This is a genomic window from Mameliella sp. MMSF_3455, from assembly GCF_030733205.1.
Taxonomy (GTDB): domain Bacteria; phylum Pseudomonadota; class Alphaproteobacteria; order Rhodobacterales; family Rhodobacteraceae; genus Antarctobacter.
Genome location: NZ_JASHJL010000062.1, coordinates 1 through 25,776, shown reverse-complemented (window position 1 = coordinate 25,776; position 25,776 = coordinate 1). Strand labels below are relative to the sequence as shown.

Below are 25,776 nucleotides of genomic sequence, written 5' to 3'. Positions count from 1 at the left end.
AACCCCCCCCCACGGACCAAGAGAAACGACGGGGACACCACATGCCGAAGGGCTATATCATCGGCCACATAACGGTGACCGATCTCGAACCGTACAAGGAGTACGTTGCCCGGGATACTCCGATCCTGCTGAGCTACGGCGCCAGGCCTCTGGTGCGCGGCGGGCAGGCCGAAGTTGTCGAGGGAACGGCCAACGAACGGCACGTCGTTTTTGAATTCGACAGCTACGATACGGCGCTGAAGGCCTATCACGACCCCGACTACCAGGAGGTTGCCAAGATCCGCCGGGCCAATGCGACCAGTGCGATCATGGTCGCCGAAGGCAACGACGAGGATCTGCCCGAACCGGCCGGCGAGGCGCCGCCGGGCTACCTGATCGCCCATGTGACGGTGAACGATCCCGAGGCTTACAAGCCCTATGTCGACGGCAATACCCCGATCATGCGCGGCCACGGCGCCCGGTACATCGTGCGCGGCGGACGGGCCGAAGTGCTTGAGGGGGAACTGGGCGCGCGTCACGTGGTGATCGCCTATCCCAGCTACGACGCGGCCAAGGCCGCATATCACGATCCGGCCTACCAGGATCTCGTGAAAATCAGACAGGCCCATTCCGAGGGCACAATCATTCTTGTGGAGGGCGCGGCATGAGCACGCTGAAGGGATCCGGACCGCAGACGTCCGACGCACCGACGCCAGAGGATGCCTTTCACGAGGCGGCCGCACTGGACGCCCGGGAAGGCGAACCTCCGCACGGCTCCGGTAATGGCGGCCCGGTGCTGGCCGCCGATGGCACACCCCTGAAACGCAGCCTGGCCCGGGCCCTGCGCGCGCAGAAGATGCGTGCCCTTGCCCTGATCGCGCCGCTGCTGATCTTCGTGCTGCTGACCTTCATCGCGCCGATCGCGGACATGCTGTTTCGCTCGGTGGAGAACCAGATCGTGCGTGACACGCTGCCTCGCACGGTCGAGGCGCTGGCCGACTGGGATGACACCAGCGGCGAACTGCCCGACGATGCGGTGTTCGACGCGGCCTACACGGACATTTTCCTGGCCGCCGAATACAAGCTGCACACGCGGCTCGGCTCGCGTCTCAACTACGAGCTGACCGGGGTCTCTTCGCTGTTCCGCAAGTCGGGCCGCGGCCTGGACGACATCGGCGAGGTCTACCTGGACCAGTTCGAGGATCTTGACGAAAACTGGGACGAGGCGCTGCCCTGGGCAGAGCTCATGGGCACCGCCGACAGCGTGGCGGCCTACAAGGCCTGGGTCGCCGCCGAGGAGAACGACGAGGATTTCAACGATCCCATCCCGGCTTTCGAGATGCGCGACGATATCGCCGATGTGTTGCCGCGCACGGCAGAGGCCTACAGCCGCTTTGCCACGTTTGTGCGTGACGAGGACGAGGACAGCCCGTTCGAGGAGGAGCCCTGGACGCTGGTCGTGACCCGGCTCTACGAGGATCTCCGCGATGGCGATGTCTCGTCTTACGACGGGCCGCGCGCCGAGATGCTCAAGGCGGCGGATGCGCTGGTGGACAGCCCGGATTTCGAGACTGCCGACCTCAAGACCGCCTTTGGCGAGATCGACGAGGACTGGCTGGACTTGCGGGTCTGGGAAACCATCAAGATGTACAGCCCGGCCTACACCAACGGCTATTTCCTGAACGCGGTCGACATGCAGAAAACGACCGACGGCCCGGCGCTGCGGGATGAGGACGAACGGATCTACGGCCTGCTGTTCAAGCGGACGATGTTCATGAGCCTCGTGATCACGTTCAGCTGTATCGCGCTGGCCTACCCGGTGGCCTACCTGCTGTCGACGCTGCCGATGCGGACCGCCAACCTGCTGATGATCCTGGTCCTCCTGCCTTTCTGGACCTCGCTGCTGGTGCGGACCTCGGCCTGGAAGGTCATGCTGCAGCAACAGGGGGTCATCAACGACGTTCTGGTCTGGCTGGGGCTGGTGGCCGATGACGGGCGACTGGTGATGATCAACAACCAGCTGGGCACGATCATCGCGATGACGCATATCCTGCTGCCCTTCATGATCCTGCCGATGTATTCGGTGATGTCGACGATCCCGCCGTCTTATGTCCGCGCGGCCAAATCGCTGGGCGCGACCAACTGGACGGCGTTCTGGCGGGTCTACTTCCCGCAGTCGGTGCCGGGCATCGGCGCCGGGTCGATCCTCGTGTTCATCCTGTCGATCGGCTACTACATCACGCCCGAGATCGTCGGCGGCACAACCGGTACCTTCATCTCGAACCGGATCGCCTATCACATCTCGTCCTCCCTGAACTGGGGTCTGGCCGCGGCATTGGGGACGATCCTGCTGGCGGTGGTGCTGATCCTCTACTGGGCCTACGACAAGATCGTAGGCATCGACAACGTGAAGCTGGGGGGCTGATCCATGGCCGTTGAAACCAAAGCCGTCAAACAACCGCTCCAGTTTTCCGCCCCGATGGTCGGCCTTGCGGGGGCCTTTGCGGGCATCTTCGTGGGGGCCGCCAACGGATCGGTTCTGCTGGGCATCATCCTTGGGTTCGCGATCCTGGCGCTGCTGGCCTTCATCGCGCTCGGGGTCTTGGATCCGAAGCTGGAAAAGCCTTTCAAATGGGGCCTGATCGGTGTCATGGCGCTTGCAGGCCTCTTGCTGGGAAGCCTGCCCGGCCTGGTGGTCGGCGCGATCTTTGGCTGGTTCTTTGGCTGGTTCATCTACTGGATCGGCATGGGGCGTCACCGTGTTCCGCTGCAACCCTACCTGACGTCCGGCCAGGTCTTGTGGGAATACAGTTTCCGGGTGATTGCAGGGGCCATCTTCGTCTTTCTGATCACGCCGATTCTCGTGGTCATGCCGCTGTCGTTCAACGCCGAGGATTTCTTTACCTTCACGCCCGAAATGCTGCGGTTTGACCCTGAAGGCTACAGCCTGAAGCACTACCGGGATTTCTTTACCTCGTCGGAATGGCAACAGGCGCTGCGCAATTCGCTGATCATCGCGCCCTTGGCGACCCTTCTGTCGGTCAGCTTTGGCACGCTGGCGGCGATCGGCCTCAGCTCGGAACATGTTCCGTTCCGTCGGGCGATCATGGCGATCCTGATTTCGCCGATGATCGTGCCGCTGATCATCTCGGCCGCGGGCATGTACTTCTTCTACTCGCGGATCGGCCTGCAGGGCACGCTGATGGGGGTGGTGCTTGCACACGCGGCGCTTGGCATTCCCTTTGTCATCATCACCGTGACTGCGACGCTCGTCGGTTTCGACCGCTCGCTCACGCGGGCTGCGGCGAACATGGGGGCGGATCCGGTCACGACCTTCTTCCGCGTGCAGATGCCGCTGATCCTGCCGGGGGTGATTTCCGGTGGCCTGTTCGCCTTCATCACCTCCTTTGACGAAGTTGTCGTGGTGATCTTTGTCGGTTCCGCCCAGCAGCAGACACTGCCCTGGCAGATGTTCACCGGCCTTCGCGAGCAGATCAGCCCGACGATCCTGGCGGTAGCGACGATCCTTGTCGCGATTTCGATCATGCTTTTGACAACGGTCGAAATCCTGCGCCGCCGGTCAGAGAAAATGCGCGGCATGAGCCCGGGTTAAGGTTCAAATCCAATGGAAAATCAGACGCGCGGCCCCCCGGTGCCGCGCGTTTGCGTTCAGGATTCGAAAAGGGTTTGCGTTTTAGGGTCGCCCGCAAGCAGGAGGCGCACCCATGTCAGAACTCGACCCCGCATTTCCATCCGGGTTGTCCAAATCAGAGGCCACGTTCCAGGTGAACGAGGCTTTCTATTCCCGCACCGACAAGCGGGCGATCATCAAGGCGGGAAACGAGGTGTTCCAGCGTGTCGCGGGGCATGAATGGGAACAGCTGCTTGGCGCCCCGCACAAGCTGATCCGCCACCCGGATATGCCAAAAGGCGTGTTTCACATGTTGTGGGAGCGGTTGAAGGCGGGCAAGCCTACCGGGACCTATGTCAAGAACCGGCGGATCTGCGGGCGGTTCTACTGGGTCTACGCCTTGGTGGCGCCGACGGCAGATGGCTACATCTCGACCCGGATCAAGCCGGTCTCTTCCCTCCGGGCCGAGGTCGAGGCGCTCTATGCCGAAATGCTGAAGCAGGAGCAGGACGGCATGAGCGCCGCGGACAGCGCAGAGACCCTGCAGAAGTGGATCCGCGACCGGGGCTTTGCCACCTATGACAATTTCCAGAGCCACGCGCTGGCGACGGAGTTCGAGGCCCGCTCGCGCCAGATGGGGCGTTCGCTGGACCCGATGCTGCAGCGTTTCGTCGACATGTCGCGCGCCATTGCCGAGGTCTGGGACGAGGCGGACAAGATGACAGAGGCCTTCAAGGCGATCCGAACCGTGCCGATGAACATGCGGATCATCGCCTCGCGGCTCGAAAACGTCGGCGGACCGATCAGCGCGATTTCCGTCAATTACAGCCAGATGCTCGAAGAGATGTCGACCTGGGTCCAAACCTTCGTCGAAGGGGAAGATTGCGTCTTTGCCAATATCCGCGGCGCCATCTTCATGGGGCAGTTCCTCTGTTTCGCCTCGGCCGTCGAGCGTGAGATGATCGCCGGCTTCGGGACCAGCCAGGACGCCTACCCGGACGGGATCGACGTCGACCGCGAGATTGCCGAACTGACGGAACATGAACGGCGATTCATGCAGCAGACCATCGACAGGCTGTCTTCCGTGGAACGCGAGGCGCGGCGCTTTGCCCACAGCGTCCTCGACATGAAACGCTATGTCACCGGGCTGAGTTCGACCAGGATGATGTGCAAGATCGAAAGCGCCAGCCTGTCGGAATCAGGCAGTTCCCTGGCCGGGATCGTCGAACAACTGGACAGTTGCCAGCAGGAAATCGAGGATCGCCTTGCGCGGGTGATGGACCTCAACGCGGTGATCCAGAACAACACTGCCCTGCTACGGTCGATGATCTAGACATGACGTATCCGGAAGGCCCTGTCTTTCTCTCCTTCAATGGCGTCGCGCCGACGTTCGGGCGCACTCCCCGTTGTCCCAGGTTTGCACCATGACAGAACACGACCCGCGCTTTGCTGCAGAATCGAGGTTTTCGGCCACCGAGGCCCAGTTTCACCTGACGGAACTGTTCTATTCCCGCACCGATCGGCGCGGGGTCATCAAGGCTGGCAACGACGTGTTCCAGCGCGTTGCCGCCTACCCCTGGGAAGAGATGCTTGGCGCGCCGCACAAGCTGATCCGGCACCCGGACATGCCCAAGGGGGTCTTTTACCTGCTCTGGGACCGGATCAAGGCGGGCAACCCCACCGGCGCCTACGTCAAGAACCGCAGCAGGACCGGGCGCTACTACTGGGTCTTCGCGCTCGTCTCTCCGGCGGACGGCGGGTTCATCTCGACCCGGATCAAGCCCAGTTCCGACCTCTTTGGCACCGTGTCCAGCCTGTACGCCGATCTACTGCGCCGCGAAAGGGAAGAGGGTCTGAGCCCGAGAGAAAGCGCCGAGGCGCTATTGGCCGCCGTCAAGGCGCAGGGGTTTTCCAGCTACGACACTTTCCAGAGCCACGCCCTGGCGACCGAGTTCGAGGCGCGTACCACCGCGACCGGGCAGGGCATCGACCCGCTGCAGCGGCGGTTTCTGGAAATGTCGCGGGCGATTTCGCAGGTCGGGGTGGAAACCGCCGACCTGACGGAGTCGTTCAAGGTGATCCGCACGGTGCCGATGAACATGCGGATCATCGCCTCGCGGCTGGAAAATGCGGGAGGTGCGATAAGCGCCATTTCCGTGAACTACAGCCAGATGCTCGAAGAGATGTCGGCGTGGGTAAAGACCTTTGTCGAGGGCGACACATGCGTCTTTGCGCGGATGCGCGACGCGATCCTGTGTGGCCAGTTTCTGAGTTTCGCGGCGGCGGTCGAACACGAGATGATCACCTGTTTCGATACCAATGCGGAGCTCTATCCCGATTGCATGGATGCAACGGCGGAGATGGCGGAGGTTGCCGCCCATCGCCAGAAGTTCCTGGACGAAACCGTGGCCTCGCTGGTGCGGGTAGAGGCCGAGGCCAAGCGCTTTGCCCGCAGCGTGCTGGACATGAAACGATACGTCACGGGCCTCAGCTCGACCCGAATGATGTGCAAGATCGAAAGTGCCAGCCTTACGGAGTCGCGCAAGGAACTGGAAGGGATCGTCGAGCAGCTGGATGCCTGCCAGAAGGGTATCGAACAGCGCCTGGCCCGCATGACGGAACTGAACGCGGTGATCCAGACCAACACCGCGATGTTGCGCGCGATGCTGTAGCATCACGGTTCAGGTTCGGTTCCCGGGTTTGATCGTCAGGCGCGTTTGTTCAGCACCGCGGCGCCGAGCGTGTCCAGCACCTTGGCCTCGATATCCTCGGCGTTGAGCTTGGCGACGGCGTACATGTCGCGCGGGCTGGCCTGGTCGATGAAGATGTCGGGCAGCACCATCGAGCGATATTTCAACCCGGTGTCAAAGACGCCTTCCTCGGCCAACAGCTGTGCGACATGGCTGCCAAAGCCACCCACGGCGCCTTCCTCGATGGTGATCAGCGCGTCGTGGTCCCGCGCTAGGCCCAGGATCATCTCCCTGTCCAGCGGCTTGGCAAAGCGCGCGTCGGCAACGGTGGGGGAAACGCCGCGCGCCTCCAGTGCCTCACAAGCCTCCAGCACTTCTTTCAACCGCGTGCCGAAGGACAGGATCGCCACGCCTTTGCCCTCGCGGATCATCCGACCCTTGCCGATTTCCAGCACCTCGCCACGCTCCGGCATCTCGACGCCCATGCCCTCACCGCGCGGATAGCGAAAGGCGATGGGGCCGCTGTCATGCGCCGCGGCGGTGGCGACCATGTGTTTCAACTCGGCCTCGTCGGCTGCTGCCATGACGGTGAACCCGGGCAGGTTCGACAGGTAAGCCACGTCGAAGGAACCGGCGTGCGTTGCGCCGTCGGCCCCGACCAGCCCGGCGCGGTCGATCGCAAAGCGCACCGGCAACCGCTGGATCGCGACATCATGCACCACCTGGTCGTAACCGCGCTGCAGGAAGGTCGAATAGATCGCGCAGAAGGGCCGCATGCCGCCCGCCGCCAGCCCGGCGGAAAAGGTCACGCCATGCTGTTCCGCGATGCCCACGTCGAAACAGCACGAGGGGTAGCGTTCAGCGAAAAGGTCCAGCCCGGTGCCATCGGGCATCGCCGCGGTTACGGCGCAAATGCGCGGGTCATCGGCGGCCTCCTGCAACAGCGCCTCGGCAAAGACCTTGGTATAGGACGGCGCGTTCGACGGCGCCTTTTTCTGCTTGCCGGTGACCACGTCGAACTTGGCCCGCGCGTGGCCCTTGTCCGGGGCGTGTTCGGCATGGGAATACCCCTTGCCCTTTTTCGTCAACACATGCAGCAGGATCGGCCCGGTCGCCCGCTGGCGCACGGTGCGCAAGACCGGCAGCAGCTGGTGCAGGTCATGCCCGTCCAGCGGACCGAGGTAGGAGAACCCCAGTTCCTCGAACATCGTGCCGCCGACGGTCATGCCCTTGAGCATCTCCTTCGCGCGCTTGGCGCCTTCGCGGAAGGGCTCCGGCAGCATCGACACGGCGCCCTTGGCGGCGGCCTTGAGGTCCTGGAATGGCGCCTCGGCATACAGCCGGCTGAGGTAGGAGGAGAGCGCGCCGGTGGGCGGCGCGATGCTCATCTCGTTGTCGTTCAGGATCACGATCATCCGCTTGCCCAGGTGGCCCGCGTTGTTCATCGCCTCGAAGGCCATGCCGGCGCTCATGGCGCCATCGCCGATCACCGCGATCGCATCGCCGTGACCCGTATCGCAAACGCCGCCCAGATCGCGCGCCACGGCAAAGCCGAGGGCTGCAGAAATCGAGGTCGAGCTATGGGCCGCACCGAAGGGATCGTAAGGCGACTCGGACCGCTTGGTGAATCCCGAAAGCCCGTCCTTCTGGCGCAGGGTGTTCATGCGTCCGCGCCGTCCGGTCAGGATCTTGTGCGGGTAACACTGGTGGCTGACGTCCCAGATGATCTTGTCCCGGGGCGTGTCAAAAATCGCGTGCAGGGCCACCGTCAGTTCGATCACGCCCAAGCCCGCGCCAAGGTGGCCGCCAGTCTCTGACACCGCCGCAATCGTCTCGGCGCGCAGTTCCTCTGCCAGCTGTTCCAGCTCGGCATCGGAGAAGTGCTTGAGGTCGGCCGGGCCTTGGACGCGGTCGAGCAATGGGGTCTGAGGCCGGTCGCTCATGGCGCCCTCCGTCTGGTCAGGTCCGGCGCGAAATAACGAAGCGCGCGGCGTCCTGCAAGTTTCCAGCTTCGCTGCCATACACAGATAGGCAGTCGCAGGCCTCTGTCACAAGGGATTCGGCGCGGCGTTTCGCCCCGTCCATCCCCAGCAGGCTGACGAATGTGGCCTTGCCACGGGTCGCGTCCTTGCCCACGGCCTTGCCCATCTGGGCGGCGTCGCCCTCGACATCCAGGATGTCGTCGGCGATCTGGAAGGCAAGCCCAAGTGCGCGCGCATATCCCGTCAGCGGGGCGATGTCGGCCTGTGCCATGCGCGCACCGGCCTCGGCCGACCAGCCAAAGAGCGCGCCGGTCTTGCCTGCCTGCAACGCGGTGATCTGGTCCAAGTCGAGGGGCGTTGCTGCCTGTTCCGCCGCCATGTCCAGCGCCTGGCCCAGCACCATCCCGCGTGCGCCCGACGCCCGGGCAAGGCTGAGCGCGAGATCCGCGCGCACACCTGCGTCCGGATGGCACTCTGTGCGGGTCACCAGTTCGAACCCGAGGGCCTGCAGCGCATCACCCGCCAGGACGGCGGTTGCCTCATCCCACTTGCGGTGCACCGTCGGCAACCCGCGGCGCATGTCGTCGTCATCCATGCAGGGCAGGTCGTCATGCACAAGGCTGTAGGCATGGATGGCCTCGATGGCACAGGCGGGCCAGATCGCTTGTGCGGGTGCCATGCCATGAATGCGCGCGCCTTCCAGCACCAGATAGCCGCGTAGGCGCTTGCCGCCTGTGGCCGCATAGTCCATCGCCCGGATCACCGGCAGGTCGCCCAGGTCCGACAGGACGTGCCGAAGATGGTCCTCTATCGCGCGGGCCGCCTCTGCCAGCCCGTCCTGAAAGCCCATCAGAGCCCCTCGACCGGCTTCGTCCCCACCGGGTTGCCATCGCCGTCCAGCGTGATGGCGGCCACCTTTTCCTCGGCTTCCTTCAGCTTGTCCTCGCAGCGCTTCTTCAGCTTGGCGCCGCGTTCATACAGTGAAATCGACTCTTCCAGCGCCACGTCGCCGCGTTCCAGCAGGCCTACAACCTTTTCCAGCTCGGCCATCGCCTGCTCGAAACTCATTTCCTCGACCGGGGTCTCGCTCATCTGCCCGCCTCCATCAGTAGTTCCACATGCGCCTTGCCGCTGTCGCTGAGCGCGCCAAGGTCATAGCCGCCTTCGAGGCAGGACACCACGCGTCCGCCGCATTCATCTGCCGCCAGGGCGCACAATTCACGTGTGATCCAGCGGAAGTCCTCGACCGACCATTCCAGTTGCGCCAGAGGATCGTCCTGGTGGGCGTCGAACCCGGCCGAGATGATCAGCAGTTCCGGCCGGAAGGTGCGCAGCCGCGACAGGGCAGGGGTCCAGGCGGCGCGCATCTCGGCGCCCCCCGATCCCGGTGGCAACGGCAGGTTCTGCACGTTGTCATGGGCGCCGCGTTCCTCCGCGCTGCCCGTCCCGGGCCAGAGCGGCATCTGGTGAGAGCCGATGAACAGCGTGCGCGCCTCGTCCCACAGCAGGTCCTGTGTGCCGTTGCCGTGATGCACGTCGAAATCGACAACGGCGACCCGGCTCAGACCGTGCGCCTCCAGCGCGTGTTTCGCGGCAATGGCCACGTTGCCGAAAAGACAGAAGCCCATCGGCGTCTCGCGCTCGGCGTGGTGGCCCGGCGGGCGCATTGCACAAAAGGCGTTGTCTACCTCGCCGCCCAGCACCGCGTCCACTGCCGCAACAGCGGCCCCTGCGCCCCGCGAGGCGGCGCGGAAGGACCCGGGCGACATCCATGTGTCGGCGTCCAGTTGGGTATTCCCGCTGTCCGGCACGCCGCCGCGGATCCGGTCGATATACCGCTGCGGGTGGCACAGCCGCAACTGCGCCTCCTCCACCTCGGGCGCGGTGCGGCGATCCAGATCCAGCCCGGCAAGCGCATGCAACAGGTGCTCGATCCGGGCCACGCGTTCCGGGTGCCCCTCGGGCGTCACATGATCCAGCGCATCCGCATGGGTGAAAAGTGCTGTTGTCATCGCGCCGCCTGCTTCTTCTCTGTCGAAATACTCAAGAACGCACCCGAAGGGTGCGACTCCGCCCCGACAAAACCGCGAAACGGCGGCCTTCGCAACCCGTCAGTCTGGCGCCAGCATGTAGCCCGCCCCGCGCACGGTCTGCAGGTAGCGCGGCTGTTTCGGGTCGGCCTCCAGCTTGCGCCGCAACCTCGTGATCTGCACGTCCACGGCGCGTTCCTGGGCCTGACCCTTGTCCCGACCCAGTTCCTCGACCAGTTTCGCGCGGCTGAGCGCTTCTCCCGGGCGGGCGGAAAAGATCCGCATCAGCTGGCTTTCGGTCGCGGTCAGGCGCACCATCTCCTCGCCCTGCCACATCTCGCCGCGCTCGATGTCATAGCGGAAATTTCCCAGGGTCATCAGCTTGGGCGCGCTGTCCTCGGCGCTGGGTTCGGGCAACCGGCGCAGGATCGCGTTGATCCGCAGCAACAGCTCCTTGGGCTCGAAGGGCTTGGCGAGATAGTCGTCGGCCCCGGCCTCCAACCCCTTGATGCGGTCCTCGGTTTCCGACCGCGCCGTCAGCAGCAGGATCGGGGTCTGAGAGGTGTCCCGGATGCTCTGGGTCAGGCTGATGCCGTCCTCGCCGGGCATCATGACGTCGAGGATGATCATGTCGAAATCCAGCCCCGACAACAGCCGCCTGGCGTGCGCCGCGTCGCGGGCGGCGGTCACCAGGAAACCGTTGCGCACAAGGAACTTCTGCAGCAGCCCCCGGATGCGTTCGTCATCGTCCACGATCAGCAGATGGGCGTCGTTCTCTGTCATCCCCGGCCTCCCCTGAGCTTGTGGTACTGCCGACGCAGCTCCGGGTCCATCATGGCTTCCAACACCCGGCGAAACCCGGCGACGGCCTCGGGGCCGGCATCGCGAAAGGCGGCGCGCATGCGGGTCCGCTGCGCATCCGACAGTTCCCGTTCCAGCGCCTCGCCGGCCTCTGTCAGGTACAGATGCCGTTCCCTCTTGTCCGTGCGACCGACCTGACTTTGGACAAGCCCATCCTCGATCAGGGTGCGCAGAACGCGGTTGAGCGATTGTTTCGTCACGCCGAGGATGGTCAGAAGGTTGTTCACCGTGGTGCCGGGCGCGGTCTGGATGAAATGCAGCGCGCGGTGATGCGCCCGGCCATAGCTGAGCCCGTCCAGGATCCTGTCGGGATCGGCGGTAAAGCCCCGGTAGGCAAAGAACATTGCCTCTGCGCCCTGTCGCAACTGCTCGTCGGTAAGGAAAAGCAGGGTCTCGCCCTGCGGGCTGCGCCCCTCTGACATGGTTCCCTCTGCCCCTTGCTGGTTTTGGTCCATTTTAAGTCAGCCTTGTTGACATTCCAAGAGTCAACTGGTAGCGAGTCGCAGATTTAGCGCAACTTTATGCCCGGTCCGGACGCAATTCGCGCAACAATCGAAAAATTTGGCCCGCTGCACATGAGGAGAGAGAAGATGGCAGATGGAGCATATGACGATCGCGACGGCAAGATCTGGCTGGATGGTCAGATGGTGGACTGGCGGGCGGCAAATGTGCACGTACTGACCCACGGGCTGCACTACGCCAGCTCTGTCTTCGAGGGCGAGCGGTGCTACAACGGCAAGATCTTCCTGTCCCGTGAACATTCGGAGCGCCTGCATTTCTCGGCCCGCGAGCTGGATTTCGAAATCCCTTATACCGTGGATGAGATCGAGGCCGCCAAGGTGGCCGTCCTCGCGGCCAACGGGTTGACCGATGCCTATGTCCGCGCCGTCGCATGGCGCGGTGCCGGGCCGGACATGGGGGTCGCCTCGGCGCGCAACCCCGTCCGGGTTGCCATCGCGGCCTGGTCCTGGGGCAACTACTATGGCGATGCCAAGATGAAGGGCGCCAAGCTGGACATTTCCAGGTGGAAGCGCCCCTCACCCGAGACGATCCCGGTCCACGCCAAGGCGGCTGGTCTTTACATGATCTGCACAACGTCGAAACATGCGGCAGAGGCCAAGGGCTGTTCCGACGCGCTGTTCATGGATTATCGCGGCTACGTTGCCGAGGCGACCGGCGCCAACATCTTCTTCGTCAAGGACGGAGAGGTGCACACGCCCAAGCCGGACTGCTTCCTCAACGGCCTGACCCGTCAGACGGTCATCGGCATGCTGCAGGACAAGCAGATCAAGGTGCATGAACGCCATATCATGCCCGAAGAGATGGAAGGCTTTGAACAATGCTGGCTGACCGGCACCGCCGCCGAGGTCACGCCCGTGGGCCAGATCGGCGATTTCAACTTCGAGGTTGGCGCGATGACGCGCGAGATCTCGGAAGACTACGAGAAGCTGGTCCGCAGCTGAGCCTGCCAATCCGGACACGCACAAGCGGCGCCCCATCGGGGCGCCGTTTTCATATCAGGCCGGACCAGATCGAGCCGAGGATCAGCACCAGAATACCGGCCTGCACATAGCCCGCCAGCAGGTAGATGCCGTCACGGGTCATCACTCCGAACATCAACATGGATACGGCCCCGGCAAAGAACGAGGTCACGAAGGGCAGCAGTTCCAGGATCGGCCAGGAAATCGCGATCAGCGTCACGGCGGCAAAGGCAACGGGCCGCAGGGCGCGCGAACTGAGCAATCGCAGGCGCCCGCTGCTGTGCCGATCCATCCAGCCTGCGGGTTTGCTGAGCCAGTTGATGGCGCGGTTCATCTTGCGCGCGCTGATGCTGCGCCGGCACAGGAATTGCGGCAGCCAGAGGTGCCGCCGCCCCAGCAGTGCCTGTATCGACACAAGGATGGTGATCAGCGCACCGATGGTCGGCGTGCCGGGGATCCCCGACACGGGCGAGACCAGAACGATGGCCACGACAAGGATCACCGCAACGAAGGATTGATCTCCGACGCGGCTGAGAACCGTCTCGACAGAGATCCGGTCGGCCCCGTCTTCGGGGCGCATCGCCTCGAGCAGTTCGCCCAGGCTTTGCGGATTGCGCACAGTTTCGGAGTCCGGCGCCTCTTGGGCGTCCTTCATTCTCCGGACGCCTGTTCGGCGGCAAGAATGGCTGCCAGAGCGCTCTGGTAATCGGGGTAGCGCAGGGTCACGCCCAGTTCCTCCTTGATGCGTGCGTTAGAAACGCGCTTGCTTTCGCCGTAGAAACTGCGTGCCATCGGGCTGAGTTCCGCCTCTTCGAAAGGGACCTCGGGCGGGATCGGCATGCCCAGCATCTCGGCGGCGCAGGCGATCACGTCCTGCGGCGGGGCAGGGGCATCGTCGCACAGGTTGTAGGCCGTGCCGGGATTGGGCCGCGCGATGGAGGCGCGCAGAACCTGTGCGATATCCTCGACATGGATGCGCGAAAAGACCTGGTTCGGCTTGATGATGCGGCGCGCGGTGCCCTTGCGCAGCTTTGCGAAGGGGCCGCGTCCCGGACCATAGATGCCGGCAAGGCGGAAGATGTGCAGGGGCAGGCCGGGCACGGATGACCAGGCGTTTTCGGCCTCGACCCTCAGTTGCCCGCGCCGCGTGGCCGGGGCGAGGGGCGTTTCTTCTGTCACCCATCCGCCCTGGTGGTCGCCGTAGACCCCGGTCGTCGACAGGTAGCCCGCCCATTCGATGCCGGGCGCGCGCTCTTTGATGGCGGGGCCGACCAGCCTCAGTGCCGGATCGCCCTCGGCGTCGGGGGCGGCGGACATCAACAGGTGGGTTGCGCGGCCAAGCGCCTCTGTCACCGCCACCGCCTGCCAGAGGATTGCGGAAATGCCGGTGGCGCGCATGGCCTCCAGCTTGGCGGGATCGCGTGTCGTGCCGATCACCTCCCACCCCTGGGACAGGAGTAGCGGCGCCAGTGCCCGCGCGGAAAATCCGTGGCCAAGAGAGAGCAGGGTCTTTGTCATGCGCCCTAGGTGGCGCCGCGCGCGTCAAGATGCAAGTCTTGACGCGATGTCGCGGCATGGTTGATGGTTGGCGCTGTGTCGCCGATCCTCGGTTGCGTGGCGGGCTTTTGCCGACGCGCCGTCAGCGGACTCGCGCCGGGCAGGTCCGCGCGCTACGAGGTTTCGAACCTTTCGGAGAAACCTGCATGCTGGCCCGTCGCCTTTTCCTTTTGTCGGCTCTTGCCACCGTCGCCGCCTGTTCGACCGGGCGGCGTGATCCTGTCGCGGCCGAATCCGCGCCACGCGCCATCCCGTTGCATCCGAACGAAACGCCGGAACTGCGCGCCAAGATCAACCGCTGGGCCGATCACTACGAGCTGCCCCGGGGGCTGGTGCATCGGTTGGCCATCCGCGAAAGCACCCATAACCCCGCCGCGCGGGCCGGACCTTATTGGGGCCTGTTGCAGATCCTGCCGCAGACCGCCCGCACGATGGGGTTCCGGGGCAAGAACAGCGACCTTCTGGATGCGGACACCAACCTGAAATACGGGCTGAAATACCTCAAGGGCGCCTATATCGTGGCGGATGGCGACTGGGACGCCTCGATCAAGTGGTACGCGCGGGGCTATTACTACGAGGCCAAGCGCAAGGGCCTGCTGTACGAAACCGGTCTGCGGACGCGCTGAGCCGGGGGGTGGACACTGCGGGGCAGGCGCGACTAGGTTCTGGCCCATGCAGAATAATCCCGATCTGGAGGCGGCCTTCGCGCTGCAAACCCCCGACGAAAACCGCAGGCTCTACGCCGAGTGGGCGGCGACCTACGACGACGAATTCGCCATGGACATGGACTACATGCTGCCGCTGCACGTTGCAGAGGCCTATGCCGCTGCGGGCGGGCAGGGGCCGGTGCTCGACCTTGGCGCCGGAACCGGCCTCCTGGGTGCGGGGCTGAAGTCCTCCGGCGTCGGCCCGGTCGACGCCACCGACCTTTCGCAGGAGATGCTGGACGTGGCCGGCGCCAAGGGCCTTTATGCTCATCTGTTTACCGGCAACCTGATGGACCGCCTGCCGGTCGAGGACGGCGCCTATGCGGGCGCGGTCAGCTCCGGCACCTTCACGCACGGTCATGTCGGCCCCGAGGCGCTGGACGAGGTGCTGCGCGTCGTGCGGCCCGGCGGGGTGGTGGCGCTGTCGATCAATGCGGAACATTGGGAGGCCAAGGGCTATGACGCCCACCTTGCGAAACTGGGGCCGCGGATTGCCGATTTGGCGGTGCGCGACGTCCGCATCTACGGGCCGGAAGCCACCGGCCCGCATGCGCAGGATCTGAGCCGGGTGGTGACATTCACCCGGGCCTGATGTTCCGGCCCTGATGATCAGCTGGCGTAGTCCGAGCCTTCCTCGTCGAGGATGGCCTTGAGTTCGTCCAGGTGGTGATGATCGCCTCCGGGGTAGTCCTCGATCTCGCGGGCGGTCTTTTCGGCCACCTCGTCGCTGAGGATATCCAGCGGCTGCCCGGTCTGCAGCGCGGTGACATAGATCTGCGCCGCGCGTTCGAACATGTACATCCGGTTGAAGGTCTCGGCCACGGTGTCACCGATCACCATGATGCCGTGGTTGCCCATCACCAGCGTCTTGACCTTCGGGTCGGCCATCAGTTCGGCGCAGCGCTTGCCCTCTTCCTCGAAGGCCAGACCACCGTACTGGTCGTCCACCGCCTGCCGGTTGAAGAACATCGCCGCGTTTTGATCCAGCGGCGGCAGGCGCTTGTCTTTGAGGCAGGCCAGCACCGTGGCGTGGATCGAATGGACGTGCATCGCGCAGCGCGCATGCGGGCAGGCGCGGTGCAGCCCACCATGCAGTCCCCAGGCGGTCGGGTCGGGTGCGCCGGGGCGGTTCAGTGTCTCGGGATCGTTGGCATCCACCACCAGCATGTCCGAGGCCTTGATGCGCGAGAAATGCTTGCGGTCCGGGTTCATGAGGAACTTGGTGCCATCCTCGTTGATGGACAGGCTGAAGTGATTGGCCACAGCCTCGTGCATGTTCAGACGGACGGTCCAGCGAAAGGCGGCGGCCAGATCCACGCGTTCCTGCCAATGGTCGATATTGGCGATGTTCTGCGGTGCGTTCATGAGGGTCCCCCGGTTAGCGTTACCGCGCGACCCTATCAGCGCCCGCAGCGTGCGCGCAACGTGTCGTAGGCCCGCTGTGCGTCCCGGGTCTCCCACTGGCCCTTCAGCACGTTCATGTCGCCCGCATCGGCGAGGTGGACCTCGAACCCGACCTCGGTGCTGTCAAGGATGGTTTCGACAAGGCGCTCGGGGGAATCGCGATACGTCCAGGCCCATTCCCCGCGCGAGCGGAACAGCACCTTGCGTGGGCCAAGGAGCAGCGCGTGATCGGCGGTGTCGTCGAAAACGGACCCATCGGCAAAGTCGATGAACATCGACACGCTTTCGTCCAGATCCACGGTCAGCATCAGGCGGTCGTTTCCGGGCAGGCGGGTGTTCGTGGCCATCCAGCAGTATCCGCGGTCCTCGAAAAGCGCCCAATTCGCGATCCGGTCATGGCGCGTGATCTCGTCCTGCGCAGATGCTGGCAGGGCAGTGCAGGCAAGGCCCGCCAGGACAAGCAGAACGCGGCGAAACATCTTTCGATTCCCCTTGGGCTATGCGCAGCGCGATCCTAGCGACAGGAGCGGCCCGGGCAAAGGCTCAGAGCGGACGCGACGGCACCCATGCGTAGCCGTCGGGGCAGATGAGATAGGTTTCGCGCAGGCCGTGCGGCTTGTCCGTGGGCGGCTGCATGATCAGCATGCCATTGGCTTCTGCCCGGGCGGCGGCCTCGTCGGGATCGCTGTCGTACAGGCGCAGTTCCGCCCCGGCGCCGCGCGGCCCGGCCTCGGGCAGGAAGGACAGGTAGGGATTCGCAGAATAGGTGCCGTCCGCATGAAGCTGGAACACCGCCGTACCATAGCGGACTATGGCGAAATCCGCGCTGACCCGATGTGCGGTCATGCCAAAGACCGCTTCCAGCATGGCGCATTGCTGGCGCACGTCGCGCACCAGCAGGTTCAGGCCCATGCCGCGCAGCGAGCCGCCGAATTCCTCGGCCGAAACGGTCTCGTAATCCATGTCAGCACCTCTGACCTTTTCCCCAACTTGAACCCGGCGGGCTTACCTGTCAACCTCCGGCCAAAATCAGGGGGTGGTGATGCAGGACACGGCGCAGAATCTAGAGATCGTCACGCCCGATGTACCGGGTCAGGAAAGCTTTGACGACGCAGACCGGGCGGTTGAACGGCTGTGCGAACTCTACGACGCGGCGGCGGTTTTCCTGCGCGACGGTTTCCTGAAGGCGATGACGGACGGGCACCCGGGCGTGCGCCTGCGAGCCTATTACCCCGAGATCCGGCTGACCACGACGCGCTTTGACAAGATCGACAGCCGTCTCAGCTTTGGTCATGTGACACAGCCGGGCACCTATGCAACCACGGTCACGCGCCCGCATCTGTTCCGCAATTACCTGTCGCAGCAGATCAGCCTCTTGCTGGGCAACCACGGGGTCAAGATCCGCATCGGGCTGTCGGCCACGCCCATGCCGGTGCATTTCGCCGTGGCCAATTTCCCCGACGTGACGGTCCCGCAGGAGGGCGCGGCAACTTTCGCGCTGCGTGACGTTTTTGACGTGCCGGACCTGACTACCACCAACGATGACATCGTTAACGGCCAGGCGCAGCCCGCCGCCGATGGGACACTGCCCTTGGCGCCCTTTACCGCGCAACGGGTGGATTACTCTCTGGCGCGGCTGGCGCATTATACCGCGACCAGCCCCGAGCATTTCCAGAACCACGTCCTTTTCACCAACTACCAGTTTTACGTCGACGAGTTCGAGGCCTACGCCCGCGCCATGCTGGCCGATCCCGACAGTGGCTACACCAGCTTTGTCAGCACCGGCAACGCCGAGATTACCGACCCGGACGCGCCCCTGCTGTCGCCCGAGCGGATGCCCCAGATGCCCACCTATCATCTGAAACGGGGCAAGCAGGCAGGGATTTCCCTGGTCAACATCGGGGTGGGGCCGTCCAACGCCAAGACTGCGACGGACCATATCGCCGTGTTGCGCCCGCACGCATGGCTGATGGTGGGGCATTGCGCCGGGCTGCGGAATTCGCAGTCGCTGGGCGACTACGTTCTGGCCCATGCCTACCTGCGCGAGGACAAGGTGCTGGACGACGATCTGCCCGTCTGGGTGCCGATCCCGGCGCTGGCCGAAATCCAGATCGCGCTGGAAGACGCGGTCGAGGCCGAGACCGAACTGAGCGGGTTCGACCTCAAGCGCGTGATGCGGACGGGCACCGTTGCCTCGTTGGACAACCGCAACTGGGAGTTGCGCGAGAACGCGGGCCCGGTGAAACGGCTCAGCCAGTCGCGGGCCATCGCGCTGGACATGGAAAGCGCCACGATCGCGGCCAACGGGTTCCGGTTTCGTGTGCCCTATGGCACCCTGCTCTGCGTCTCTGACAGGCCCCTGCATGGAGAACTGAAACTGCCCGGCATGGCCTCGGATTTCTACAGAACACAGGTCAGTCGGCACCTTCGGATCGGGATTCGTGCAATGGAAGCCTTGCGCGACATGCCGCTGGAACGTATCCACAGCCGGAAACTGCGCAGTTTCGAAGAGACTGCTTTCTTGTGACGTAGCGGAAACGGGCACAAAATGCATAATATAAGGGCCTGACCTGCCCCTAATCGTTGTGTTTTACCCCCATATCCGGTTTTATGTCGGATCAGAGGCCCAAGTAAGAGACGGGCGGTGAAGGAGACCATGAAATGGCGAAACCGATGACCAAGACCCAGCTGGTGGCAGCACTGGCTGAAAAGATGGAAGCGGACAAGAAAACGGCCGGCGCGGCGCTCGACGCGATCGGCGAAATCATCACGGCCGAAGTGGCCGGCGGCGGCGCCGTGACCCTGCCCGGCGTGGGCAAGATCTATTGCCGTGAACGCCCCGAGCGCATGGTGCGCAATCCCGCCACGGGCGAGCAGTTCAAGAAAGAGGCTGACAAGCAGGTCAAGGTGACCATCGCCAAGGCTCTCAAGGACAGCGTGAACGCCTGATCCCGGTGCGGCCCTTGCGGGACGCCTCCGGGGCCATGGTTCCGGCTGGAATCCACCGGCAGAAATCCACAAAGGGTCGCCTCGGCGGCCCTTTGTCTTTTTGGGATGCTTCTAGCCGGTCGGCGTATCGGGCGGCGGCGCCCAGTCGTACTTGTGGGTGCCTGGCTCCTCCATCGGGATGTCCAGCATGGTGGCCCGTTCATAGACGACCTGCGTCGGCACGTTCAGCGTGTCGGCGACCAGGTTTGCCCGCCCCTCGTACCAGAGGCTGCAGAACTCCTCGCGCGGCATCAGCAGCATCCGGGCAAAGCGCATCGCCTCTTTCTGGGCGCTGCGGTCGGAAGGGCGGTGCAGGGCCTGTATCCCGCAATGCGGATGCGCCTCACGCGTGGTGGGAACATGCATGAGCCAGTGTCCGACCCCCATCGCGGCGATGAACCTGTCCTGACGCGGCTTGCTTTTCCTGGGCAACCAGATGCAGGCCTTACGGTCCTGGGGGACGTCCAGCAGGATCTCGTGCGGGGGACCGGAATATTCCAGATCGACGTTCAAGGCCCGGCACAAGGGATCCAGCGGCCCGCCGTCGCGCAGGGTCAGGCCGGGTGTCTGGGACATCATGTCGTCTATGAGGTCCTCGATCTCGACATCGGTGAGGCCGGTCGCCATCGGCTCGACATAGGCATAGGATGGATATCTGGACGGCATGGCAGCCTCCGCTTGGGCAAATCGTCGGGTTCATCGGCCAGTTTGCGGATTTCTGTCACGCAAAGGGTTTCCAAACCCTCAAGAGGGGCCCGGTCCTATAAGATTGCAGGTTCTTTCCCGCTGTCAGCCCTTGGCGCCGGCGTTCAGCGATTGTCGCTGGCGCCCGTTGGCGTCGAAATTCGCCGGGGCCAGCCATACCTCGAAGGCGTCACGCCGTGCAGGCCATTCGCGGTCGATCACCGAATACCAGGCGGTGTCGCGGTTGCGGCCCTTGTAGACCAGTGCTTGCCGGAAAATGCCCTCGAAGGTAAAGCCCAGCCGCAGCGCGGCCCGGCGCGACGGCGCGTTCAAGGCGTCGCATTTCCACTCGTAACGGCGATAGCCGAGGTCCTCGAAGACATGGCGCATCAGCAGGTATTGTACCTCTGTTGCCGCGCGGGTGCCCTGCAACGCAGGCGAAAAGTGGATGAAGCCGACCTCGATGGAGGCGGCCTGCGGGTTGATCCGCAAGAGAGACAGGAGGCCGACGGGCCGGTCATCGACCAGCACCGTGTAAAACAGCGGATCGCGGCTGCTGGCCTTGGTCGCCGTCCAGGCGCGGGCCGCGTCACGGTCGGCAAAGGGTGTTTCCTCGCCCAGGTAGGTCCACCCGGCGGGATCGGTGAAGGCCTCGAAGAAACCGTCGGCATGATCCACCGACAGCGGCACCAGCGTCGCAAGCTCGCCGCGCAGCGAGGTGTGCGGGGGCAGCGGGCGGGGCAGGTCCAACTCGACGGGCAGCCCGATGGGCTGCCCGTATTCGTTCAGGCGATGGTCCATTCAGCCAAAGACGCGGCCAATCGCGCCGTCCACCGCCGAGACAATCTGGTCGATGTCGTCCTTGGTTGCGATCAGGGCCGGCGAGAAACACAGCGTGTTGTTGCGGCCCGGCACGGACCGGTTGGTGGCCCCGATGATGACGCCCTGACCCATGCAGTCGCCCACGACCGCCTGAACCTGTGCCTCGGGCACCGGTTCCTTGCTGCCGCGGTCGGTGACCAGTTCGGCCCCCAGGAACAGGCCCTTGCCGCGCACGTTCCCGATCACCGCGTGGCGGTCGGCCAGCGCGTTCAACTGATCGGTCATGTAGTCGCCCATCGCGGTGGTGTTCTCCAACAGGCCCTCGTCCTCGATGATCGCCATGTTCTCGATCGCGGCGGCAGGCCCGGCGGTGCAGCCGCCAAAGGTGGAAATGTCGCGGAAATAGTTCAGCGGATCGTCGGCATCGTCCTTGAACATCTCGAAGACTCGTTCCGAGGTCACGCAGCAGGCAATGGCGGCATAGCCCGAGGCCACGCCCTTGGCCATCGTCACGAAATCCGGTTCGATCCCGTAGTGTTGATAGCCGAACCATGTGCCGGTGCGCCCGACACCGCAGACCACCTCGTCGATGTGCAGGAGGATGTCGTACTTGCGGCAGATCGCCTGCACCTTCTGCCAGTACCCCTCGGGCGCGGGGATCACGCCGCCGCCCGCCGTCACCGGCTCGAGGCAGAGACCGCCGATCGTGTCGGGCCCTTCGGCCAGAATCACCTGCTCGATCTGGTCGGCGGCCCATTCGCCGTAGTTCTCGGCGGGGGCGCCGTCCTGCTCGTGCTTGCGGTATTCCAGACAATGCGGCACGCGCACGAAACCCGGGGTGAAGGGGCCGTATTGCGCATTGCGCTCATCCTGGCCGCCGGCTGACAGGCAGGCGATGGTGGTGCCGTGATAGTCACGGTCCCGGTACAGGATCTTGTGTTTCTTGCCGCCATGACGCTTGTGCGCGATCTGGCGGATCATCTTGAAGGCCTTCTCGTTCGCCTCGGAGCCGGAATTCGTGTAGTAGACGCGGGTCAGGCCCGGCATCTTTTCGATCAGCTTCTCGGCAAACAGCGCGCCGGGCACCGAACCGGCGGCCCCGGCAAAGTAGTTGACCCGCATCAGCTGGTCATAGACGGCCTTGGCGATGCGTTCACGCCCGTAGCCCACGTTGACGGTCCAGACACCGCCGGAAACGGCGTCGAGATGTTCCTTGCCCGCCTGGTTCCAGACGCGCATCCCCTTGCCCTCGACGATGATGTTCGGGTCCTTGCTGTCGAATGCCTTGTGCTGCACGAGGTGATGCCAGACATGCGCCTTGTCGGCCTCGACAACATGGCTGAGGTCGTTCTGGGAATAGGTTCCATCCATGCTCTTGCCCTCCTTGGGTCATCTTGCCGGTCTTGCGCGGAATGCTAGCACATGAGCCAGATTAATGGGCAGCCGTTAGGGCCAGATGCGGCGCGCATATAGGGCCAGTTGCAGTGCAAAACGGATGTCCCGGGCCTGCGTGTACAGGGTTTTGCGCGACTTTCCAGTGAGTTGAATTGATTTACCTTTCCGAAATGAGCAGGCTATTGCTGCCAAATCGGCCAGGCATCCGGGAAAAACCGTTGATCCGTTGCCCATTTTCCGTTCCGAATTGACCAGAGCGCCCGGCACGAGGCGCTGCCGAGCGCACATTTGCGTGCGTGAAGACGCGCCGCACCAGCGGCGGCAAGACAACACGGGAGAAGCGAAATGACATTGAAGAACACCCTCAAGGGCGCCGCTGCGGCGTTGGCCGTGATGGCAGGCACCACGGCCGTTTCCGCGCAGGAGATCACCGTGGGCTATTTCCTGGAATGGCCGATGCCCTTCCAGTACGCCAAGGCGACCGGCATGTACGACGAGGCGATGGACGTCACCATCAACTGGGTCAGCTTCGACACCGGCACCGCCATGTCTGCTGCGATGGCCTCGGGCGACGTGCAAATGTCGGTCAGCCAGGGCGTGCCGCCCTTCGTTGTGGCAACCTCGGCCGGGCAGGATCTGCAAATCCTCGACGTGGCGGTCAGCTATTCCGACAACGACAACTGCGTCGTGCTGGAAGCGCTGGAAATCGACAAGGATTCGGCGATCGAACTGGAAGGCAAGAAGGTCGCCGTGCCGCTGGGCACCGCCGCGCACTACGGTTTCCTCAAGCAGATGAGCCACTTCGGCGTCGACATAACCACGATGGAAGTGGTCGACATGGCGCCGCCGGACGGGGCCGCTGCGCTGGCACAAGGTTCGGTCGACATGGCCTGCGGCTGGGGTGGCAGCCTGCGCCGCATGATGGAACACGGCAACATCCTTCTGACCGGTGCCGAAAAGGAAGACCTGGGCATTCTCGTCTTCGACGTGACGTCCGGCCCCGCAAGCTGGGTGGCCGAGAACTCGGACCTGGTTTCGGATTTCCTGGCGGTGACCGCAGAAGCCAACGCCATGTGGGCGGACCCGGCGAACCACGCCAAGATGCTGCCCGTCATCGCAAAGGACGCCGGCATGGACGTGGATGCGACCGAGGCGACGATCTCGACCTTCGTCTTCCCCTCGGTGGATGATCAGCTGACGGCCAAGTGGCTGGGCGGCGGCGCGCAGGAGTTCATGAAGGGCGTGGCTGACGTCTTTGTCGAGGCCGGCTCCATCGACGCCGCTCTGGACAGCTATGACGCCAACGTCAACACCGGTCCGCTGAGCTCGGCTGCGGGCGGCATGTAAGACCCGGGCCCCGGGGTCGCACCTGCCACCCCGGGGCCACGCGCTCACCCCAGAGATCTTGCACGGCGGGCAAACCCTGGCGGACCCGCAGCCGGATCCAACCGGAAGGCCCCACCATGAGCGGACTCTCCATCGACAACCTGTCCATGCGCTTTGACCTGCCCAACGGGACATCCGTCCAGGCGCTCAAGGACGTTTCACTGCAACTGGCCGAAGGCGAACTGATGAGCGTGCTGGGGCCATCCGGCTGCGGCAAGACCACGCTCTTGAACATCGTCGCGGGGTTCCTTGCCCCGACCGAGGGGGCGATCACCCTGAACGGCCACCTGGTCAAGGGGCCGGATGCGGAACGCGGCATGGTGTTCCAGCAGGGCGCGCTGTTCGAATGGATGAACGTGCGCGACAACGTCAGTTTCGGCCCCCGCATGGCGGGCAAGCGGGAAAAGGACTGGGGCCAGCATGTGGATCACCTGCTGGACGTGGTCGGCCTGCGTGACTTCAAGGAAAAGGCGGTCTACGAATTGTCGGGCGGCATGCAGCAGCGCGTGGCTCTGGCCCGTTGCCTGGCCAATGACCCGGACGTGATCCTGATGGACGAACCGCTGGGCGCGCTTGACGCGCTGACCCGGGAAAAGATGCAGGGGCTGGTGCTGAAGCTCTGGAAGGAGACCGGCAAGACCATCATCCTCATCACCCATTCGGTCGAAGAGGCGTTGCTGCTGGGTGAACGCCTGCTGGTCATGGCGCCGCGCCCGGGCCGCATCCACCGCGAATACCGGCTGCCCTTTGCCGACATGGGGGTGAATGCCGACCTGCGCGAGGTCAAGAAACACCCCGATTTCGGGCAACGACGCGAAGAGATCCTGGGCATGATCTGGGACATGGAAGAAGAAATCATGGGGCGGGCGGAGGAAAGCGCGTGATCGTCTTTGCCATCTACATCGCGATCTTCGTCGCGTCTTTCCTGATCGTGAAATTCGTCGTCCACAAGACGGTGACGGATTACACCTCGCTCAAGACGGTGACCTTCGGCGACGAAAGCGCCGTGACCCCCAACCGCATTGCCAGCGTCATCTCGGTGCTGTCGATCTTCCTGCTCTGGGGTGCCTTTACCGGGTCATCTTATGTGCCGCGCTTCCTGCACGCGCCGGGGCCCTTCATAGGCGACGCGGTCTTCACCTATACCGCAGAGGCGGAAGGGCAGGCGCCCGACGATGCCACCGTGACCGTGCGCGTCTTCGAGGTGGGAACGGACGTCGACGATCCGGAGGTCGAGCCCGGTGAAGGCTGGGCCAAGAACGACGTCGACACGGTGGGTGCCTGGCGGTCGGGCCTGATCCGCGTGGACCGCAACGACGAGTTCGGCCGCGACGAGGGGCACACGGTTGTCGCCGTCAACGGTGAACCCATCGCCCCGGGTCAGTCCGTTCAGACGGAATTCGGCCGGGTCGGCATGTCACCCAAAGGCACGCTGAACTTCGAACCCGCCAAGGGATGGCAGATGGAACCGATCTGGCTGCCCCCACCCGAGGCCGTCCTGGCCCGCCTCGGCGAGATTGCCGGTGACGGCTACCGCGACTCGACGCTTTGGGAGCATCTCGGCTATTCGCTGTTCCGGGTTGTTGTCGGGTTCTTCTTTGGCGCGCTGGTGGGCATCCCGCTGGGCTACGCCATGGGTCTCAGCAACTGGTTCCGTGGCTGGTTCGATCCGATCGTGGAATTCATGCGCCCGGTGCCGCCGTTGGCGCTGATCCCTCTGGTCATCATCTGGGCGGGCATCGGAGAGGTCGGCAAGATCATCCTGCTGTTCCTTGCGGCGCTCTGGATCATGGCCATCGCGGCGCGGGCCGGCGTCTCTGGCGTGGCGATTTCCAAGGTGCACGCGGCCTATTCGCTGGGTGCCAGCAAGTTCCAGATCATGCGGCATGTCATCGTGCCCAACTCGCTCCCCGAGATCTTTACCGGCGCGCGGGTGGCAATGGGGGTCTGCTGGGGAACGGTCGTCGCCGCCGAACTGGTGGCGGCGGAAAAGGGCGCGGGCATGATGATCATGGTGGCGTCGAAATTCCAGCTGACCGACATCGTCATCATGGGAATCATCCTGATCGGCGTGATCGGGTTCGGTATCGATATCCTGATGCGCATGGCCGAAAAGGCGCTGGTGCCCTGGAAAGGGCGCGTTTGAGGTATGCAGCGACGGCGCCAACGGCGCCGTCGG

27 protein-coding genes are annotated in these 25,776 nt (G+C 64.2%); 13 read left to right on the top strand and 14 right to left on the bottom strand.

Annotated elements, in window-relative coordinates; translation table 11 throughout:
• The 5 genes from RBB42_RS28190 to RBB42_RS26095 form a co-directional block, all read left to right on the top strand.
• Positions 1 to 647 (top strand): DUF1330 domain-containing protein (locus RBB42_RS28190; protein WP_371931794.1); only part of this gene is annotated, 647 nt, incomplete at its 5' end.
• A complete protein-coding gene (locus tag RBB42_RS26110; protein WP_305968762.1) occupies positions 644 to 2,404 on the top strand; it encodes an ABC transporter permease in 1,761 nt (586 codons plus the stop codon). The genes RBB42_RS28190 and RBB42_RS26110, both read left to right, overlap by 4 nt.
• Positions 2,405 to 2,407: 3 nt before the next feature.
• A complete protein-coding gene (locus tag RBB42_RS26105; protein ID WP_371931793.1) occupies positions 2,408 to 3,592 on the top strand; it encodes an ABC transporter permease in 1,185 nt (394 codons plus the stop codon).
• Between the two features lie 112 nt (positions 3,593 to 3,704).
• Positions 3,705 to 4,943 carry a PAS domain-containing protein gene (locus RBB42_RS26100; RefSeq protein WP_305968763.1) on the top strand — a complete coding sequence of 413 codons (1,239 nt, stop codon included), beginning with the start codon at positions 3,705 to 3,707 and terminating at the stop codon, positions 4,941 to 4,943.
• Positions 4,944 to 5,034: 91 nt separating this feature from the next.
• Entirely contained in the window at positions 5,035 to 6,282 is a 1,248-nt protein-coding gene (locus tag RBB42_RS26095) for a PAS domain-containing protein (protein ID WP_305968764.1), read from the top strand.
• A 35-nt stretch (positions 6,283 to 6,317) separates the two neighbouring features.
• Here RBB42_RS26095 and dxs read toward each other — a convergent pair whose 3' ends face one another.
• The 6 genes from dxs to RBB42_RS26065 all read right to left on the bottom strand — a co-directional run bounded on the left by dxs (position 6,318) and on the right by RBB42_RS26065 (position 11,595).
• On the bottom strand, positions 6,318 to 8,243 hold the full coding sequence (dxs, locus tag RBB42_RS26090; protein ID WP_306043903.1) for a 1-deoxy-D-xylulose-5-phosphate synthase: 1,926 nt from the start codon (positions 8,241 to 8,243) through the stop codon (positions 6,318 to 6,320).
• 16 nt (positions 8,244 to 8,259) lie between these two features.
• Positions 8,260 to 9,132, bottom strand: coding sequence for a polyprenyl synthetase family protein (locus RBB42_RS26085; RefSeq protein WP_305968766.1), 873 nt, complete (start codon positions 9,130 to 9,132; stop codon positions 8,260 to 8,262).
• Positions 9,132 to 9,374 (bottom strand): exodeoxyribonuclease VII small subunit, encoded by a 243-nt coding sequence (locus tag RBB42_RS26080; protein ID WP_305968767.1) that lies wholly within the window; start codon positions 9,372 to 9,374, stop codon positions 9,132 to 9,134. The genes RBB42_RS26085 and RBB42_RS26080 overlap by 1 nt, the downstream gene beginning before the upstream one ends.
• Entirely contained in the window at positions 9,371 to 10,294 is a 924-nt protein-coding gene (locus tag RBB42_RS26075) for a histone deacetylase family protein (protein WP_305968768.1), read from the bottom strand. The genes RBB42_RS26080 and RBB42_RS26075 overlap by 4 nt, the downstream gene beginning before the upstream one ends.
• Positions 10,295 to 10,393: 99 nt before the next feature.
• A complete protein-coding gene (locus tag RBB42_RS26070; protein WP_305968769.1) occupies positions 10,394 to 11,095 on the bottom strand; it encodes a response regulator in 702 nt (233 codons plus the stop codon).
• Positions 11,092 to 11,595 carry a MarR family winged helix-turn-helix transcriptional regulator gene (locus tag RBB42_RS26065; RefSeq protein ID WP_305968919.1) on the bottom strand — a complete coding sequence of 168 codons (504 nt, stop codon included), beginning with the start codon at positions 11,593 to 11,595 and terminating at the stop codon, positions 11,092 to 11,094. Before RBB42_RS26065 ends, RBB42_RS26070 begins: the two co-directional genes overlap by 4 nt.
• A gap of 168 nt (positions 11,596 to 11,763) precedes the next feature.
• On the opposite strand from RBB42_RS26065, the gene RBB42_RS26060 reads away from it, so the two are divergent.
• On the top strand, positions 11,764 to 12,636 hold the full coding sequence (locus tag RBB42_RS26060; protein WP_305968770.1) for a branched-chain amino acid aminotransferase: 873 nt from the start codon (positions 11,764 to 11,766) through the stop codon (positions 12,634 to 12,636).
• Positions 12,637 to 12,685: 49 nt separating this feature from the next.
• Here RBB42_RS26060 and RBB42_RS26055 read toward each other — a convergent pair whose 3' ends face one another.
• Both RBB42_RS26055 and RBB42_RS26050 read right to left on the bottom strand, forming a co-directional pair.
• Positions 12,686 to 13,309, bottom strand: coding sequence for an exopolysaccharide biosynthesis protein (locus RBB42_RS26055; protein ID WP_305968771.1), 624 nt, complete (start codon positions 13,307 to 13,309; stop codon positions 12,686 to 12,688).
• Entirely contained in the window at positions 13,306 to 14,172 is an 867-nt protein-coding gene (locus RBB42_RS26050) for an SDR family oxidoreductase (RefSeq protein ID WP_305968772.1), read from the bottom strand. Before RBB42_RS26050 ends, RBB42_RS26055 begins: the two co-directional genes overlap by 4 nt.
• Before the next feature lie 185 nt (positions 14,173 to 14,357).
• On the opposite strand from RBB42_RS26050, the gene RBB42_RS26045 reads away from it, so the two are divergent.
• Both RBB42_RS26045 and RBB42_RS26040 read left to right on the top strand, forming a co-directional pair.
• Entirely contained in the window at positions 14,358 to 14,837 is a 480-nt protein-coding gene (locus tag RBB42_RS26045; protein WP_305968773.1) for a transglycosylase SLT domain-containing protein, read from the top strand.
• 46 nt (positions 14,838 to 14,883) lie between these two features.
• Positions 14,884 to 15,510: a class I SAM-dependent DNA methyltransferase gene (locus RBB42_RS26040; protein ID WP_305968774.1), complete on the top strand. Its 627-nt coding sequence runs from the start codon at positions 14,884 to 14,886 to the stop codon at positions 15,508 to 15,510.
• A 17-nt stretch (positions 15,511 to 15,527) separates the two neighbouring features.
• On the opposite strand, the gene RBB42_RS26035 is transcribed toward RBB42_RS26040, so the two are convergent.
• The 3 genes from RBB42_RS26035 to RBB42_RS26025 all read right to left on the bottom strand — a co-directional run bounded on the left by RBB42_RS26035 (position 15,528) and on the right by RBB42_RS26025 (position 17,285).
• The gene (locus tag RBB42_RS26035; protein WP_305968775.1) at positions 15,528 to 16,283 is read right to left on the bottom strand and encodes a class II aldolase and adducin N-terminal domain-containing protein; all 756 of its coding nucleotides are present in this window, start codon (positions 16,281 to 16,283) and stop codon (positions 15,528 to 15,530) included.
• Between the two features lie 35 nt (positions 16,284 to 16,318).
• On the bottom strand, positions 16,319 to 16,801 hold the full coding sequence (locus tag RBB42_RS26030; protein ID WP_305968776.1) for a hypothetical protein: 483 nt from the start codon (positions 16,799 to 16,801) through the stop codon (positions 16,319 to 16,321).
• 64 nt (positions 16,802 to 16,865) lie between these two features.
• Entirely contained in the window at positions 16,866 to 17,285 is a 420-nt protein-coding gene (locus RBB42_RS26025) for a VOC family protein (protein ID WP_305968777.1), read from the bottom strand.
• Positions 17,286 to 17,364: 79 nt separating this feature from the next.
• Between RBB42_RS26025 and RBB42_RS26020 the strand changes: the two genes are divergently transcribed.
• Together RBB42_RS26020 and RBB42_RS26015 are read left to right on the top strand one after the other, a co-directional pair.
• Positions 17,365 to 18,849, top strand: a complete 1,485-nt coding sequence (locus RBB42_RS26020; protein ID WP_305968778.1) for an AMP nucleosidase — start codon at positions 17,365 to 17,367, stop codon at positions 18,847 to 18,849.
• A gap of 134 nt (positions 18,850 to 18,983) precedes the next feature.
• Positions 18,984 to 19,271: an HU family DNA-binding protein gene (locus tag RBB42_RS26015; RefSeq protein WP_305968779.1), complete on the top strand. Its 288-nt coding sequence runs from the start codon at positions 18,984 to 18,986 to the stop codon at positions 19,269 to 19,271.
• 111 nt (positions 19,272 to 19,382) lie between these two features.
• On the opposite strand, the gene RBB42_RS26010 is transcribed toward RBB42_RS26015, so the two are convergent.
• The 3 genes from RBB42_RS26010 to RBB42_RS26000 all read right to left on the bottom strand — a co-directional run bounded on the left by RBB42_RS26010 (position 19,383) and on the right by RBB42_RS26000 (position 22,187).
• Entirely contained in the window at positions 19,383 to 19,976 is a 594-nt protein-coding gene (locus tag RBB42_RS26010) for an ImmA/IrrE family metallo-endopeptidase (protein ID WP_305968780.1), read from the bottom strand.
• 123 nt (positions 19,977 to 20,099) lie between these two features.
• The gene (locus RBB42_RS26005) at positions 20,100 to 20,795 is read right to left on the bottom strand and encodes a GNAT family N-acetyltransferase (RefSeq protein WP_305968781.1); all 696 of its coding nucleotides are present in this window, start codon (positions 20,793 to 20,795) and stop codon (positions 20,100 to 20,102) included.
• Entirely contained in the window at positions 20,796 to 22,187 is a 1,392-nt protein-coding gene (locus tag RBB42_RS26000; RefSeq protein ID WP_305968782.1) for an aminotransferase family protein, read from the bottom strand. It abuts the gene before it with no gap.
• Between the two features lie 369 nt (positions 22,188 to 22,556).
• Here RBB42_RS26000 and RBB42_RS25995 point away from each other — a divergent pair, with 369 nt between their 5' ends.
• The 3 genes from RBB42_RS25995 (at position 22,557) to RBB42_RS25985 (ending at position 25,743) form a co-directional block, all read left to right on the top strand.
• Positions 22,557 to 23,558, top strand: a complete 1,002-nt coding sequence (locus tag RBB42_RS25995) for a taurine ABC transporter substrate-binding protein (protein ID WP_305968783.1) — start codon at positions 22,557 to 22,559, stop codon at positions 23,556 to 23,558.
• 116 nt (positions 23,559 to 23,674) lie between these two features.
• Positions 23,675 to 24,481: an ATP-binding cassette domain-containing protein gene (locus tag RBB42_RS25990; RefSeq protein WP_305968784.1), complete on the top strand. Its 807-nt coding sequence runs from the start codon at positions 23,675 to 23,677 to the stop codon at positions 24,479 to 24,481.
• On the top strand, positions 24,478 to 25,743 hold the full coding sequence (locus RBB42_RS25985) for an ABC transporter permease (protein WP_305968785.1): 1,266 nt from the start codon (positions 24,478 to 24,480) through the stop codon (positions 25,741 to 25,743). Before RBB42_RS25990 ends, RBB42_RS25985 begins: the two co-directional genes overlap by 4 nt.
• Positions 25,744 to 25,776: the final 33 nt, after the last annotated feature.

Coding starts and splice junctions, on each gene's coding strand:
- RBB42_RS26110 (WP_305968762.1), top strand. CDS start 644: ATGAGCACGCTGAAGGGATCCGGACCGCAGACGTCCGACGCACCGACG.
- RBB42_RS26105 (WP_371931793.1), top strand. CDS start 2,408: ATGGCCGTTGAAACCAAAGCCGTCAAACAACCGCTCCAGTTTTCCGCC.
- RBB42_RS26100 (WP_305968763.1), top strand. CDS start 3,705: ATGTCAGAACTCGACCCCGCATTTCCATCCGGGTTGTCCAAATCAGAG.
- RBB42_RS26095 (WP_305968764.1), top strand. CDS start 5,035: ATGACAGAACACGACCCGCGCTTTGCTGCAGAATCGAGGTTTTCGGCC.
- dxs (WP_306043903.1), bottom strand. CDS start 8,243: ATGAGCGACCGGCCTCAGACCCCATTGCTCGACCGCGTCCAAGGCCCG.
- RBB42_RS26085 (WP_305968766.1), bottom strand. CDS start 9,132: ATGGGCTTTCAGGACGGGCTGGCAGAGGCGGCCCGCGCGATAGAGGAC.
- RBB42_RS26080 (WP_305968767.1), bottom strand. CDS start 9,374: ATGAGCGAGACCCCGGTCGAGGAAATGAGTTTCGAGCAGGCGATGGCC.
- RBB42_RS26075 (WP_305968768.1), bottom strand. CDS start 10,294: ATGACAACAGCACTTTTCACCCATGCGGATGCGCTGGATCATGTGACG.
- RBB42_RS26070 (WP_305968769.1), bottom strand. CDS start 11,095: ATGACAGAGAACGACGCCCATCTGCTGATCGTGGACGATGACGAACGC.
- RBB42_RS26065 (WP_305968919.1), bottom strand. CDS start 11,595: ATGTCAGAGGGGCGCAGCCCGCAGGGCGAGACCCTGCTTTTCCTTACC.
- RBB42_RS26060 (WP_305968770.1), top strand. CDS start 11,764: ATGGCAGATGGAGCATATGACGATCGCGACGGCAAGATCTGGCTGGAT.
- RBB42_RS26055 (WP_305968771.1), bottom strand. CDS start 13,309: ATGAAGGACGCCCAAGAGGCGCCGGACTCCGAAACTGTGCGCAATCCG.
- RBB42_RS26050 (WP_305968772.1), bottom strand. CDS start 14,172: ATGACAAAGACCCTGCTCTCTCTTGGCCACGGATTTTCCGCGCGGGCA.
- RBB42_RS26045 (WP_305968773.1), top strand. CDS start 14,358: ATGCTGGCCCGTCGCCTTTTCCTTTTGTCGGCTCTTGCCACCGTCGCC.
- RBB42_RS26040 (WP_305968774.1), top strand. CDS start 14,884: ATGCAGAATAATCCCGATCTGGAGGCGGCCTTCGCGCTGCAAACCCCC.
- RBB42_RS26035 (WP_305968775.1), bottom strand. CDS start 16,283: ATGAACGCACCGCAGAACATCGCCAATATCGACCATTGGCAGGAACGC.
- RBB42_RS26030 (WP_305968776.1), bottom strand. CDS start 16,801: ATGTTTCGCCGCGTTCTGCTTGTCCTGGCGGGCCTTGCCTGCACTGCC.
- RBB42_RS26025 (WP_305968777.1), bottom strand. CDS start 17,285: ATGGATTACGAGACCGTTTCGGCCGAGGAATTCGGCGGCTCGCTGCGC.
- RBB42_RS26020 (WP_305968778.1), top strand. CDS start 17,365: ATGCAGGACACGGCGCAGAATCTAGAGATCGTCACGCCCGATGTACCG.
- RBB42_RS26015 (WP_305968779.1), top strand. CDS start 18,984: ATGGCGAAACCGATGACCAAGACCCAGCTGGTGGCAGCACTGGCTGAA.
- RBB42_RS26010 (WP_305968780.1), bottom strand. CDS start 19,976: ATGCCGTCCAGATATCCATCCTATGCCTATGTCGAGCCGATGGCGACC.
- RBB42_RS26005 (WP_305968781.1), bottom strand. CDS start 20,795: ATGGACCATCGCCTGAACGAATACGGGCAGCCCATCGGGCTGCCCGTC.
- RBB42_RS26000 (WP_305968782.1), bottom strand. CDS start 22,187: ATGGATGGAACCTATTCCCAGAACGACCTCAGCCATGTTGTCGAGGCC.
- RBB42_RS25995 (WP_305968783.1), top strand. CDS start 22,557: ATGACATTGAAGAACACCCTCAAGGGCGCCGCTGCGGCGTTGGCCGTG.
- RBB42_RS25990 (WP_305968784.1), top strand. CDS start 23,675: ATGAGCGGACTCTCCATCGACAACCTGTCCATGCGCTTTGACCTGCCC.